Origin of the sequence: Butyricicoccus pullicaecorum DSM 23266 (assembly GCF_900167005.1) — a bacterium.
Classification (GTDB): domain Bacteria; phylum Bacillota; class Clostridia; order Oscillospirales; family Butyricicoccaceae; genus Butyricicoccus; species Butyricicoccus pullicaecorum.
Window position 1 is genome coordinate 494,749 of sequence record NZ_FUXW01000001.1, and the last position, 12,221, is coordinate 506,969.

The window sequence follows — 12,221 nt, forward strand, 5'->3', positions numbered from 1 at the left end:
TATAAGCAGTCAGCGAACAGCACTGCGAAATGCGCCGGTAGCTCAGCTGGATAGAGTGTTTGGCTACGAACCAAAAGGTCGGGGGTTCGAATCCCTTCCGGCGTACCAAAATACATCCGTACGAACAACGCTTTATATTGCAAATGCGGTATTTATCTTGGTTGTTCCTATTGATGAATAGTGGTTAATAAGACCCACAGAGTATTCTGTGGGTCTTATTTCATTAAGAATGAATTATTATGGTATTTGGAGGATTATATGGAGTTGAAGCTATCATCAGGTAATCATACGATTTTAGATTCTGGGACAGTGATTGCGTATAATAATGCTTCTGAAATATCTTTTGATGTTAAGATGGATGATACATTTGGGTTTACAGTTATTTTAAGTTTTGTGGAAGCAGAAAATAAATTGCAGAAGCTGGAGACGAGCGTAGTCGAGAATATAATAACCTTTACCTGTACAAATTTTAATAATCCGATTGGAACAGGGCTTCCTAAAGCTATGGAGTTAGCGACTTTTAATGATAAGAAAGTGTATTTTAATTTTTGGGTATTTGAATTAGGTCAGCAGTCTCTTAAACAAGTTTCATATACTTTTTATATGGAGAAATAAATCAGTATGGCGAACCGTATAAATTCAGAGATTGGAAAAGAAAGCGAATTAAATACGCTACTCAGAAATGATGGTTTTTTGAGTCTTGACAGGAAATCTCGCTTGGAAATCGTTAATAGTATAATGCAGCAAAAGCAGCAAGAGCAAGGAGGTGGATGGTTAGGAAAAATACTAGGAACGAACACTCGTAATGCCGTTATACATATCGGATTGATTATATGCATTATTTTGGTACTAGTGTTGGTTATGGATTGTATGCATGCCTACTGTGCAGATAAAGATATCAATATGGATTTGGTTGATATTATTATTCCTGTGATTACGCTGTATCTTGGTTATATTTTCGGAAAAGGACCTGCGCAGGATGAATAAGTAAGAGAAAAGGGCGACCATTTCGGTCGCCCTTCTTTTATGCTTATTCGTTGGCCTGCAGCGCCTTGATCGCCTCGGGCAGCTGCTCGATCTGGCCGCCACACAGCCGGTCCAGATAAACCATCGGCTGTACGCTGCATTCCTGCACAGCGATCTCGCCCTTGGCATCCACCTTGACGATCTCAGCGTCGATCAGACGCCGGAACGTGCTCTGCGCCCAGTCGGGCATCTGATCGGTGTGGGTATACACTTTCATTTCCTCTTCTTCCTCCTGTTCTTTCCAGAATTCCGTGTACAGTACATTGGTGTCCACCTTACCGGTCACGCCCGGCACGGTGCCGCTATCGCTGTTCTGCCAGACATCAAACCGGCCTGCATAGGTCGGCTTGCTCGCCCACTGTGCCAACCAGATCGCGTCGGCATCAACATTGATGTAATCATCAAACCAGCTTTTGGAAGCGTACACGCCGCACTGGTAGCCCGCTGCGCGGATCACATCGACAAACGCTTGGGTAATCGCCGAGATATTGGCACGTGTAAACTTAAAGTTGTGCTTTGCCTTGTAGCCGTCTGCGTCCTCCATGTCAAACCAGAGAGGCATATCAAACTTGCGGCCGTTGATGACATCCAGCAGGTGCCGCGCCTCTACACGGGCATCCTCGACCGTGAGCGCGTAGCTGTAATGATACACGCCCACGCGCAGCCCTGCTGCCTGTGCGCCCGCCAGATGGCGCTCAAACCACGGGTCAACGTAGGTCTTGCCATATCCGGCGCGGATGATCGCGAAGTCGATTGCGGTGGCGGCACTTGTCCAGTTCACCGCGCCGTTGTGTTTACTGACGTCAATTCCTTTCACCTATACATCGCTCCTTTCTCGTGTCCAAATTGGACACGTTTTATTTTTGCTCGTTTTTGCCCTGTAACTGCTCGATCGCGCTCATAATCACATCAGGCACCGGCAGCCCCATGAGTCCAGCATTCTCGATGATTGAGATAGTCTCATTGACGATGTACGCAATCACGACCGCGTCGCGCACAAATGCTGTGCCCAGCACGATATCCAGACGCGCAGCCACCAAGACGATGATCAGCGTCATACCTTTTTTTAAGAGCCCTTGCCAACATGCAATGCTGCTCAGACTACCAGATGCACTCTTATCCGATGCCTGGAACACTCCTGCGACAATCAGGCCGGACAGGTAATCTACTGCCATAAAAAGCAGCAGCGTGATGAGCGCAGCATCCCAGCCACCAAACGCCTGGCTAATCATACCACCGATCACACCTGCGCCAGTCATGATTGCGGCCTTGGTCTCCGTCAAATGAATCATATATGTACCTCCCTAAATCGTATAGTGTGGGCGCTCTTCATGGAAGAACTTCCAGCGGATGACATCATCCAACACGATGGCAAGGGTGCTCAGTGCCACCCACAGAAGCGCAAACTGCGGGCAGATTTGCCCCAGCAGGTTGCCGGGCATATCTGAGTAATCCCAGATGCCCCACCCAAGCCAGATATTAACGATGCAGCCGGTAATCAGCTCGGCAGCAGTAGCGATCAGCGCACCGGCGACCGCCTGCGGAAACAACCGCCAGCTTGTCCAAATTTCGTTGAGTCCACCAATAATGAGGAATAGGAGCGCCGCGAGTAGGAACATGGTCCAATGGCTGCGCCCTCTCCAAAACACCTCGAAAGTGACATAGCAGCTGCCGCCGAACCAGGCAAGGTAGATGTACTTAGCTGCGCACTGCATCGCTGTCTCCTAACTTGCTGAGCACCGCCTGCATCTGCTCTTGTGCCTCAGCCATGAGCGTGTTGTACTGCTCCAAATAGGTGCCGGTCAACGGCTGACCATAGGTGACAGCCTCGGCCGCCTCCGGGTCCAGCGTCAGCACATACTGCTTGAGCTGGTTATGGTAGGTCAGCTGGCTGGTCTTGTACATGGACAGCGTAGAGTAGATCGCTACGATGTCCGCGACCGGATAGGTCTTGCAGGGGCCGTTGTTGGCGTGGTAGATGTAGCCAGTCGCACCAGCCAGACAGGCGGTAAACATCTCCGAGACGTTCGCCTGGTCAGCCACGGTGTAGGTAAACGATTCCCGGCTGCCGCTGGGCAAATCAACCGACGTGCCCGCGTCGATCGCAGCACTGCAAGCGTCGGCAAGCTCCTCCAGCTTGGTCTTGTCCTTCTCGCCCGGTTTGGGTCGGGTCTGTTTTGTCTCATCATACCATAACGCCATTACTGAAAACCTCCTTGGATAGATACGATGTTGCCGTCCTCTCCGCTCTCACCGCGCTCGACGGTGACGCGGAAGTTAAAAGCCCAGCCGTTGGTCTGGGTCTTGTTGGTAAACGGATGATTGCGGCCAGCCTTAACGTCGGCTGTCGCGTCCTCCCAGACTGGTTCGGCATCGTTGCCGTTGTTGGTCAGCTCGACGAGCTGGGTTGCATCTGCTGGGATTTTGCCAGTGATGGCCAGCACGGCGACCGTGATCTGTTCCTCGACTGCCAGCGGCTCGGAAAGCGTAATGACCGCCTTGTGCACCTTTTTCGTAAAGGTCAGCTCGAGCGTAGAGGACTTGCCCGCCGAATCCGTGGCCACAATCTGTACGGTCTGCTGCCCGTTCAAGATGCGCTGGAAGTATTCGCCCGTGACCTCGAAGGTGTTCTGCTGATCGAGCGTCGGTTTGTAGGTACGCTTGACCAGATCACCCACGCGCTCTACGACCGTTACCTCCTGTTTTTCAGCATCCTTAATTGTATACTGGATACTGAACCCCTCGGATTTCTCGCCCAGATCACCCGACAAATCGCACGCAATGACCGGCGCGGTGTTGTTGTCGATGGTACGACTGGGGCTGGTCGTATAGCTCGAATACGCTGCAAAAGAGTCGTAGGCCCGGACACGATAGGCGACGCTGGTGTGCTCGCCCTTGGGAATGCTGTCCTGATAGGACAAGCCCGCGCCCTTGTAAATCTGGGTAAATGCGCCCGCGTCGTCCCACTGGCGCTCCAGCTCGTAGCCTTCAAGGTTTCCGTCGACATCAGTTGAAGCCGTCCAAGTGATAGTCAGTTTGTCTCCACCTGCCGGACTGAGCGGCACAGAGATCGACGGTGGTGCCGCCGGTGCGCGGTTGTTGACAACCGTCTTGTTGGCACTCGTCCGCCAGCCAGACTTCTCACCATAAGTATCGTAGGCGCAAACGCGGAACATGACCGTTTCGGTGCCGAACGGAATAGTGGTCGTCGTGCTGGTCGATCTTCCCTGATAGATCTGTGCCCAGGATGATCCGCCGTTGTACGAACGCTCAACGATGTAGCCGTCAAGATTTCCATCGGGATCAGTAGAGGCCGGCCAGCTGATCTTTGCATCTGCACCGCCATGAATAGTTTCTGGAATAGTAATAGTAGCTGGCGAGTTAGGCGATGCATTTGTGGTGATAGTGCCATCATCTATGGCATAGAGCGTTGCGGGCAAGATTAACGCAGGACGTATACCAGTAGAATTACTCGAATCCATATTAGAATAGTTTCCGTTGTGGTAAACGCACCACACAGCGTAGCGATCACCTGCATACGGCGAGCGTAACCACCACTCGAGAGGCTCATCATTCAGGCTCGCGATACGTTTGTTATTAGCAGTTGTTCCAGTCCCTAAGTCAAAATAATTCAGTTTCGCTCCGTCCTCTGGAAAATGGGGATGAGAACTGGAAAAACCGACTTCCTGACCAGACAGCAAGAATATCTTACAACTGAGACCATTGGCGCCATTTTGTCCTCCACCGTTTCCGCCATTTGCTATGTAGGGAATCTTTACTTGTTTAATTGCAGCCTGGATTCTTGTATCATATCTGCCCAAAATATTACGACTAAGCCACAGATGGATGGCAGAGTCCTCGAGTATATTGTAGTTGTCATCACTCCAAACATGTTTTTCAACAATGTTTTGTCTTAAAAGCCATGTACCGTCACAGCTATTATCATAAATACTTGATGGTTTTCCCTGATGCACGACAATATAGTTGATCGCTATACCATTTTCTTTCAACTTGACGATCTCACCGACTGCCACATCACCCAATTTTCTTGTAGCCATACCTGTTCACCCCCTTAAAACTCGATCCGCTTGGCATTCTGATTCCAGACACCCGCAACGTCCACGCTGTCCAGATTCTCGAACGTGACTCTAAACGGATTTCCGTTTACATCGGTGCTGTACTGCAATTCTATGAGAGACACGCGGCTGTCTAACTGATCGGCCACGCCCAACAGGTATGGATGCGCTGCCGGATCGGCGTTGTGCTCGGCAATGAGCCGTCGCGCCTCGTCCAAAAACTGTGGCAGAATGACAACAGTGCAATAATCGGCCACGTCCTCAGCGGTCATAAAGGCATCTGCGTTGTATTCCAGGATGACGGTGGGCGCGTTGCTGACGCCAATGGCGACTGGGAAACTTCTGACCTCGACCGCGCCCTGGGTGTAGGGCTGCACCCACTGGGGATAGTCGCCCAGGTTTCCATAGTAGATCATGACCTCTGTACCGCTCTTATCGCGAGCAAAAACGCCGAACTCACGCAAATAAAAGCCGTTTTCCAAACCGCCGTGCAGGTCGTTGCGATATTGAATCGTAAAATCAACCTGTTTGCCGTGCACAAGCGGCTGGGTGCTTGTGGCCTGGGCAATCGGTGCGACCAGATCGGTCAAGGCTGTCGGCTGGGTTTCTGCCGGAACTTGACCGGTGCCGACCATGCACCGGGTAATGGTCAGCGTGTCCCCGGCGAGCAGGCCGGTCAAAAGTTCCATACCCTTGGCCGGAATGATAAATCCATACATATTAAGTGGTCACCTCCATCGGTGGTAGTCTGAGGGTTGTTACGCTGCACATCACGCCGCCCGGATAAGCCGGGACAACGCCATAGGCTGGCAGGTATTGCGGCAGCTGGGTGGTCACCGGCGACGGAATCAGTGCGCTGCCGAGGTACAGGGTTGTGTTGACCGGGATAGCCTGAAGAATAGGCAAATGCGCCGGCTTGGCTTCGTCGATCGCGTCTGCAATTATCCGCCATTTAGATAGTCCGTCCTCACGGTTGATCGTCATCGTGATATAGCCATTGGCAAAACCGACCGCAACGCTGCCGAGGCTGTATGTGTCGCAGATCTCTTGCAGTAAGCTGCGGTCGGCCTTACGGGACATCAGCCACTTGCTGCGCACAGCCGCACGGCGCTCATCCAGCGTCTGACCACTGCGCGGAATCAGTCCCAGCGCACGCTCCCAGATGGGCAGCGCCCATGTCAGGCCGTCAAAGTACCTGTTTTCGTGCAGCGCCTGCAGGTCGGCCTCCAGCTGATCGAGCGAGCCGCCGGCGGCCTGATACAGTACGCCCAGCCACGGGTCACCGCGATAGTCGCGGTGCAGCATATTAAGCAGCTTATCCCGCCACATCCAGCGTCACCTCCCCAAGTACGGCAACTGCACGGTCGCCGATCTGGATATTGGCCGTGCCGCCGCCCAGCAGGAGGCCGGTGTAGTCGATCACGCCCGGAATGTCGAGAAGCAGTGCGCCAATCCGGGCATAGCTGACAACCGCCGTCTGTTTGTCCGCAAAGGGCAGAGCGTACAGATATGCAGTCAGCGCATCGGTCGCTGCGGCCTTGACCGCCTCCAGCGTGTCCGGGGCGGCCAGCGTGAGCGTTGCCGTGACTGTGATTGTCTGCGCGGTTGCCGATGACACATAGCAGTGCGCACCGATGGCGGTGCGCCCATCGCCCAGACCGGTACTGCCCGGATCAATGTGCGCCTGCACGGCAGCAACCAACTCCTCGTCTGCCGGCTGGTGTTTGTCGTTGACGATCACGACATCGACCGTCCAGTTGCCTTGGGCGAGGGGAAAGGTCTTGACCGCGCCGACACCGGCGATTTCCAGCGCCCACTTGCGATAGTCTGCCCGATTGGCGCTGGTGGACGGCTGCTGGATATCCAGATAGTACCGCGCACGCAGCGTGTCGTCGTCTTCTTCGTCATAGCCGCCGGTCATGTCGTCCGGATTGGTCACGGACACGATACCCTGTATGGTGACCGGGATCTGCGTCACCGTCCCCTGCGGCACGTTGCCGGCAGGGCCGGGGAGTACCGCCTGCACCGGCACACTGCCAGAGCCCACGATTTTGACCGTATCGGTCGCAACAAACTGTACGCCTCCCTCGGTCGCAAATAGTACGCCAGTGGGTACCGTGCCGCTGCCGGTGACGGTCAGCACACCCTGCGCATAGGTCGCTGCGCGCCGGATGATATTGCGATACTGGCGGCAAAACCGGGTCAGCTCATCACCGACCAGGTTGTCAACATCCAGCTTGCGCGCCTCCTGCTGGATAGCGTCCTCAAGATCGGCAGCGCCAATCGCAAACGCGCGGGTCAGGTCATAGGTCGGGAAGCCAACAGTCTTTTGGTAGTTGTTTGGGATGTCGTCCAACATCTGTTTGTGTAGCGTGTCAACCGACAATCTCGCTCACCTCCAAGATTTCGCCGGTCGTCTTGAGCGTCACGGTAAACGTGATGTGCAGCAGGCGATCGCGGCGATCAAATGTAAAATTATCTGCCCGGTCGATGGCCGGACAGAGTGCGCATGCCTCGCGGATCTCGCGGGCGAGCTCGGAATGAATAAAACCGGGCGGCACCTGCCGCATACCGATGAGCTGCTCGCCGGTGTGCCCAAAGGCCGTACCCTCGTAGACCGTAAACCGATCCAGATGGGTAATCAGCATCAGGTGAATCCATTGCCTGACCGCAGCGGCGCGGCTGCGCAGGACTGGGGTGCCGTCCACGATGACAAATTGTTTTTTGTCGGAATCAAATGCCAGAGTGTCGCCGATTTGGGCATCCTGGCTCGTATCATCTGCTGGGATGACCGCGATAAAACCGGTGTCATCCGGGAACATTTGTGGCATACTCTCAACCTCCTAATCGGTCGATCGCGCAAAAGGTGCGCTGTCCGACCACGATCATCTGATCGCCGACCTTGAGCGGCGACGGAAAACAGGGGTGATCGCAGTTTCCGCCGCAGTCGCAGCCATTAAAAACACAGGTGGGCAGGGGAGAGAGCAGCCGCTGCACGGTCTCAGACACGCGCAAAAACGGGCCGGTCGCCATAACCTCGCCGTCCATCAGCGCGATGGTCAGCGGCGACAGACTAACCACCGGGCCGATATAGTACCCGGCGGGCGGCTCTTTGCGCCCCATGCGTCGCAGCATGTCGGCAAAATCACTGTCGTAACTCATGGTGCGATTACCTCCAGACTCATGGTGTGCTGCGGCGCATAGGTGTGGGTGACCTGTTTGATGATCCAGTCACCGGTCAGACCGAATGCGTCACTGGAAAAGCGCAGCATCGTGCCGGCGCGTACGTCCGCGCCCAGCAGATTATCAACCTTGCGGGTCCGTGTGAGCCGGTTGAGCTCTCGGAGCTTTTGCGACGCAAGCTGCTGCGCCTGCGCCGCTGTCGTGCCCTCGTCGGCTGATTCCATGTGCTGCAGCCAGCCGTATTTGCTGATGCTGCCGCTGTCAGTCGCGGTTGCCAGAATGCGGGCGGTGTCGCCCTCCTCGCGGTAGACCGATACCTGATTGCGCAGATCGTCCATGCTGTCCTCACCGCTGACTGCGCCCAGACTCCATGTCGGATCAAACGGGCGCAGATTGCGCGCCAGCTGCACGCTGAGCGCGATCGGCGTGGTAGGGTAGGGGTAGATGCACAGCCCGCGATCGGGTTCGACACGGCTAAAATATTTGATGCCCCGCTCGGCGGTGACCTTGTCCAGGATGTCCGACAGGATCGTGCTGGGCTCCTGAGCAATGTATACCTCGGTGATAGTGGTCGGCATACTGGGCACGCTGCCCACGCTGACACCCGCTTTTTGGCACAGCTGCCGGATGGCGTCATCTGCCGCTACGCCGTTGCACTGGAAAATGATCTTGCTCTTGTTGAGGTAAACACCAAAATCATTGGCGGTGATGCTGCCATCCAGCCCGGTTTTGGTGATGATGCCCCGGAAAATCATGGTACTGCCGTTAAACAGCTGCCATTTATCGCCTGACGTAAATGTAAACGCGGGCATCAGCTTGTCGTGCGGATTGCGCACGGCCTTGCAGCTGATCGACATGGACAGCTGCGCAATATCGTCCGTGCTGGTCAGGTCTCCGATGCGTGCGGTGACATCGTAGCCGTTGCAAATTACCTTGTAATCATCCATGCGGCGTCACCCCGTCACCAGATTGTACTCGCGGGCGGTCAGACTGTAACTGATGCGCCCCATGCGGCTGGCAGGCTGCCAGCTGAAGGAATCGATCGTACACGGCATATTGAGGATCTCGCTGCCGTCTGTGGCTGTCCAGACTACGCGCAGCGGGACTCTTGCCTCCCGCCAGCGCCGGAAAAACTGGATATAGGTCTGCGCGCCGATTGGCGCAGACTGGTTGCCAAACCGCAGCCGACGGTCAGGAAACCAGGAATTGATGGTCAGCGTGCGCAGCCTCATCGGGCCGATGAGGTTAATGTCACGTGATAGCCCCGTAAACGTGTCGTTGTTTTGCGGCTCGTCTACACTGGTATCGACCGAGACAAAGGGCAGCACTAGGATTTCTGCCCGGTTGTCCGCCGAAAACGTCATGTCCATATTGCTGCCCTCCTTACATATTTCCGTGCGCGGCCAGGATCTTGCCGACGATGATCTCGCCCATTTCGTCCGCGTACTGTTCGTTGCCGATCATGTTGCCCATGACCGTTACATTGACCGTCACGCCGCCGCCCTGCACCATACGGGTGCTGACATCATGCGGGATGATCTGGGTGCCGCTGGGCAGGTTGATGATCTCGCCGCCGCGCTCGTTTACGCGGGTCAGACCACCGCGCCAGTAGCTCGTGCCCAGTGCATTGCCGGCGAGCTTTCCGGCAACCCAACTGATCGCGCCCTTACCGCCCTCATAGATATTACCGATGACAGGGATGCTGCTGATTTTATTGTCGAGCCATGAGAAAAATCCGGACACCTTTTCTTTGGCGGCGTCAAATGCACCAACGATGCTGTCTTTGATACCGGTAAATACCTCGGTCGCCTTGGCCCATAGCTCGCTTGCCTTGGCTTTGACGGTATCCCAGTTTTGGTACAGAGCCACACCGGCAGCGACCAGAGCACCCAAACCCAGTACGATCCAGCCGATCGGGGTGGCGACAAATGCAGCATTAAGCGCCCACTGGGCAGCCGTGGCAGCGGTTGTGGCTGCCGTCACCGCACCGGTTGCAATGGTAGAAGCCGCCATGCCGATTTTGTTGGCAGCCATCACAGCGGTGTTTTTGACCCAGGCGGCACTGGATACTGCCAAGGCAGCAGTTTGTCCTGCAAGCCATGCCGCACCGGCAGCGGCCTTGTGCGCCAAGAGCGCCGTTTTATTGGCAGTTGCGACCGCAGTGTTTTTAATCCACGCAGCCGTAGATTTTGCCAGGGCAACCGTCTGACCTGCCAGCCATGTCGCACCGCCTACGGCCTTGTGTGCAATCAAGCTGGCACGGTTTGCACCTGCCGCTGCTGTGTTTTTGATCCATGCAGCGGTTGAGGTAGCGAGTGCTGCCGCCTTGGTGCGCAGCGGGCCAGCAACCGCGATCACAGTCTCCTTAAATAGTCTAAGGTCATTGACTGCACGTGCCACGTTGCCGGCGAACTCTAGCACTTTGATAGCACCAAATGTGATACCTAACGCAATAAGTCCGTTTTTTAGCGTATCACTATGAGTAAACATCCATTGCATTGCCGTGGATGCAGTATCAAGTGCTGCGGAAAAAACAGTTCCAAATTGGGATGCCAATGCATCGATCGTGCCGTCACTCTGCCACTGGCTGATTTTGTTGGATAGCGCAGTGACCGCGCCGGTCGCCTTGCCTGCAATGGCTTCATAAAACGTAATGCCGGCACCTTCAACAGCCGATTTGAGCAGCGTCAGCTGACCGCTGAGGTTGTTGTTCATGGTGTCTGCCATCTTCTGCGCGGTGCCATCCGAGTCGGCAATCGCCTGCGTCAGATTATTAAAATCTGCGTCGCTGGCATTAACGATTGCGAGCAGACCGCTCATGGCTTCCTTACCCGCAATACCGGCAGCATACTCGGCCTTTTGTGCATCGGTCAACCCGGCAAACTTTTGTCGCAGATCGACCATCAGCGCAGACAGCGGCTTGACGTTGCCCCGTGTATCGGTTAGGGATACACCGAGCGCATCCATGTATCCAGCAACGGTGTCACTGGGTTTTGCCAGGTTGGTCAGTGCGCCACGTAGCGCGGTACCGGCTTTCTCGCCCTTGATGCCAGCGTTGGCCATCAGACCGATTGCAACCGCAGTATCTTCGATACTATACCCCAATGCGCCCGCGACCGGGGCCACATACTGAAACGTATTGCCCATGAGGGACACGTTGGTGTTGGAGCTTGAGGACGCCTTTGCCAGCACGTCGGCAAAATGTGCTGAGTCGCTCGCTTTGAGTCCGAATGCGGTCAGCGCGTCGGTAACAATGTCAGAGACTTCGGCCAGATCCTCGCCTGATGCCGCCGCTAGATTCATGATGCCGGGCAGACCGCTGACCATCTGGTCGGCTTTCCAGCCGGCCATCGCCATGTATTCGAGCGCTTGTGCGCTCTCGGTCGCGGAAAATTTAGTTTTCGCGCCCATCTCCTTGGCTTTGGCTGTGAGGGTCGCAATCTCGGTTGCGGTTGCACCGCTGATAGCTTGCACTTTGGACATTTGTGCTTCAAAATCCATACCGGACTTAATGGCAAACGCACCAAATGCACCGGCCGCAGCAACACTGAGCACACCTAGCTTTTTGACAGTATCCGTAACCGCTTTGGTAGCTTTATTCTTAAAGCTTGTGACATTTCTAGTAGCACGAATCATTTCAGTTGAAATATTCGCACCGCTTTTTTGCGCTTCTTTAGCAGCCTTCACAAGTCCCTTGGACATATTGTCGCGCAGGTTTAGGATTGTGTTGATAACTTTAGCCATAAAGTTTACCAGCCTCCTTTGCTGCGTCCGGAGACAGTGCCGCGATTACTGCATTGTGTGTGAGCGTGTACGTCTCCTTGTAATAGATCTCGCGTGCTGCCTGCAAAAACGCCTGCTCGGCAGGAGACGCGCCGAGCACATAGGCAGGGGCGAGGCCTCGCGGTGCGTAAAACGCCGCGAGGTTCATCACCC

The 12,221-nt window shown here is 54.9% G+C and carries 16 protein-coding genes and 1 tRNA gene; 3 read left to right on the plus strand and 14 right to left on the minus strand.

Annotated elements, in window-relative coordinates:
- Positions 1-31: 31 nt before the first annotated feature.
- The 3 genes from B5D52_RS02450 (at position 32) to B5D52_RS02460 (ending at position 987) form a co-directional block, all read left to right on the plus strand.
- Positions 32-108: transfer RNA gene (locus B5D52_RS02450), tRNA-Arg, on the plus strand.
- 150 nt (positions 109-258) lie between these two features.
- A complete protein-coding gene (locus B5D52_RS02455; RefSeq protein ID WP_016147531.1) occupies positions 259-615 on the plus strand; it encodes a DUF6864 domain-containing function in 357 nt (118 codons plus the stop codon).
- A gap of 6 nt (positions 616-621) precedes the next feature.
- A complete protein-coding gene (locus tag B5D52_RS02460) occupies positions 622-987 on the plus strand; it encodes a hypothetical protein (protein WP_040332524.1) in 366 nt (121 codons plus the stop codon).
- A 43-nt stretch (positions 988-1,030) separates the two neighbouring features.
- On the opposite strand, the gene B5D52_RS02465 is transcribed toward B5D52_RS02460, so the two are convergent.
- Genes B5D52_RS02465 through B5D52_RS02535 form a run of 14 tightly spaced genes read right to left on the minus strand, consistent with a single transcriptional unit; the run spans position 1,031 to position 12,219 of the window.
- Positions 1,031-1,843 carry a glycoside hydrolase family 25 protein gene (locus B5D52_RS02465; protein WP_016147529.1) on the minus strand — a complete coding sequence of 271 codons (813 nt, stop codon included), beginning with the start codon at positions 1,841-1,843 and terminating at the stop codon, positions 1,031-1,033.
- Between the two features lie 40 nt (positions 1,844-1,883).
- On the minus strand, positions 1,884-2,318 hold the full coding sequence (locus B5D52_RS02470) for a phage holin family protein (RefSeq protein ID WP_016147528.1): 435 nt from the start codon (positions 2,316-2,318) through the stop codon (positions 1,884-1,886).
- Positions 2,319-2,330: 12 nt separating this feature from the next.
- Positions 2,331-2,741: a putative ABC transporter permease gene (locus B5D52_RS02475; RefSeq protein ID WP_016147527.1), complete on the minus strand. Its 411-nt coding sequence runs from the start codon at positions 2,739-2,741 to the stop codon at positions 2,331-2,333.
- A complete protein-coding gene (locus B5D52_RS02480; protein WP_016147526.1) occupies positions 2,725-3,228 on the minus strand; it encodes a DUF4376 domain-containing protein in 504 nt (167 codons plus the stop codon). The genes B5D52_RS02475 and B5D52_RS02480 overlap by 17 nt, the downstream gene beginning before the upstream one ends.
- Entirely contained in the window at positions 3,228-5,084 is a 1,857-nt protein-coding gene (locus B5D52_RS02485; RefSeq protein WP_016147525.1) for a DUF6273 domain-containing protein, read from the minus strand. The genes B5D52_RS02480 and B5D52_RS02485 overlap by 1 nt, the downstream gene beginning before the upstream one ends.
- 14 nt (positions 5,085-5,098) lie before the next feature.
- Positions 5,099-5,821, minus strand: a complete 723-nt coding sequence (locus tag B5D52_RS02495; protein ID WP_016147524.1) for a hypothetical protein — start codon at positions 5,819-5,821, stop codon at positions 5,099-5,101.
- Position 5,822: 1 nt separating this feature from the next.
- Entirely contained in the window at positions 5,823-6,431 is a 609-nt protein-coding gene (locus B5D52_RS02500; RefSeq protein ID WP_016147523.1) for a putative phage tail protein, read from the minus strand.
- Positions 6,418-7,461: a baseplate J/gp47 family protein gene (locus B5D52_RS02505; RefSeq protein ID WP_040332774.1), complete on the minus strand. Its 1,044-nt coding sequence runs from the start codon at positions 7,459-7,461 to the stop codon at positions 6,418-6,420. Before B5D52_RS02505 ends, B5D52_RS02500 begins: the two co-directional genes overlap by 14 nt.
- Before the next feature lie 16 nt (positions 7,462-7,477).
- The gene (locus B5D52_RS02510; RefSeq protein ID WP_016147521.1) at positions 7,478-7,933 is read right to left on the minus strand and encodes a DUF2634 domain-containing protein; all 456 of its coding nucleotides are present in this window, start codon (positions 7,931-7,933) and stop codon (positions 7,478-7,480) included.
- 4 nt (positions 7,934-7,937) lie between these two features.
- Positions 7,938-8,264, minus strand: coding sequence for a hypothetical protein (locus B5D52_RS02515; protein WP_016147520.1), 327 nt, complete (start codon positions 8,262-8,264; stop codon positions 7,938-7,940).
- Positions 8,261-9,232 (minus strand): XkdQ/YqbQ family protein, encoded by a 972-nt coding sequence (locus B5D52_RS02520; protein WP_016147519.1) that lies wholly within the window; start codon positions 9,230-9,232, stop codon positions 8,261-8,263. Before B5D52_RS02520 ends, B5D52_RS02515 begins: the two co-directional genes overlap by 4 nt.
- A 6-nt stretch (positions 9,233-9,238) precedes the next feature.
- A complete protein-coding gene (locus B5D52_RS02525; RefSeq protein ID WP_016147518.1) occupies positions 9,239-9,655 on the minus strand; it encodes a hypothetical protein in 417 nt (138 codons plus the stop codon).
- 13 nt (positions 9,656-9,668) lie between these two features.
- The gene (locus B5D52_RS02530) at positions 9,669-12,029 is read right to left on the minus strand and encodes a phage tail tape measure protein (RefSeq protein ID WP_016147517.1); all 2,361 of its coding nucleotides are present in this window, start codon (positions 12,027-12,029) and stop codon (positions 9,669-9,671) included.
- Positions 12,022-12,219 (minus strand): hypothetical protein, encoded by a 198-nt coding sequence (locus tag B5D52_RS02535; protein ID WP_147535104.1) that lies wholly within the window; start codon positions 12,217-12,219, stop codon positions 12,022-12,024. The genes B5D52_RS02530 and B5D52_RS02535 overlap by 8 nt, the downstream gene beginning before the upstream one ends.
- Positions 12,220-12,221: the final 2 nt, after the last annotated feature.

Bases quoted from the DNA above. Each gene is read 5' to 3' on its own strand.
- B5D52_RS02480 (WP_016147526.1), bottom strand. From the start codon at position 3,228: ATGGCGTTATGGTATGATGAGACAAAACAGACCCGACCCAAACCGGGC.
- B5D52_RS02515 (WP_016147520.1), bottom strand. From the start codon at position 8,264: ATGAGTTACGACAGTGATTTTGCCGACATGCTGCGACGCATGGGGCGC.
- B5D52_RS02470 (WP_016147528.1), bottom strand. From the start codon at position 2,318: ATGATTCATTTGACGGAGACCAAGGCCGCAATCATGACTGGCGCAGGT.
- B5D52_RS02485 (WP_016147525.1), bottom strand. From the start codon at position 5,084: ATGGCTACAAGAAAATTGGGTGATGTGGCAGTCGGTGAGATCGTCAAG.
- B5D52_RS02525 (WP_016147518.1), bottom strand. From the start codon at position 9,655: ATGGACATGACGTTTTCGGCGGACAACCGGGCAGAAATCCTAGTGCTG.
- B5D52_RS02530 (WP_016147517.1), bottom strand. From the start codon at position 12,029: ATGGCTAAAGTTATCAACACAATCCTAAACCTGCGCGACAATATGTCC.
- B5D52_RS02475 (WP_016147527.1), bottom strand. From the start codon at position 2,741: ATGCAGTGCGCAGCTAAGTACATCTACCTTGCCTGGTTCGGCGGCAGC.
- B5D52_RS02495 (WP_016147524.1), bottom strand. From the start codon at position 5,821: ATGTATGGATTTATCATTCCGGCCAAGGGTATGGAACTTTTGACCGGC.
- B5D52_RS02510 (WP_016147521.1), bottom strand. From the start codon at position 7,933: ATGCCACAAATGTTCCCGGATGACACCGGTTTTATCGCGGTCATCCCA.
- B5D52_RS02460 (WP_040332524.1), top strand. From the start codon at position 622: ATGGCGAACCGTATAAATTCAGAGATTGGAAAAGAAAGCGAATTAAAT.
- B5D52_RS02500 (WP_016147523.1), bottom strand. From the start codon at position 6,431: ATGTGGCGGGATAAGCTGCTTAATATGCTGCACCGCGACTATCGCGGT.
- B5D52_RS02505 (WP_040332774.1), bottom strand. From the start codon at position 7,461: ATGTTGGACGACATCCCAAACAACTACCAAAAGACTGTTGGCTTCCCG.
- B5D52_RS02455 (WP_016147531.1), top strand. From the start codon at position 259: ATGGAGTTGAAGCTATCATCAGGTAATCATACGATTTTAGATTCTGGG.
- B5D52_RS02520 (WP_016147519.1), bottom strand. From the start codon at position 9,232: ATGGATGATTACAAGGTAATTTGCAACGGCTACGATGTCACCGCACGC.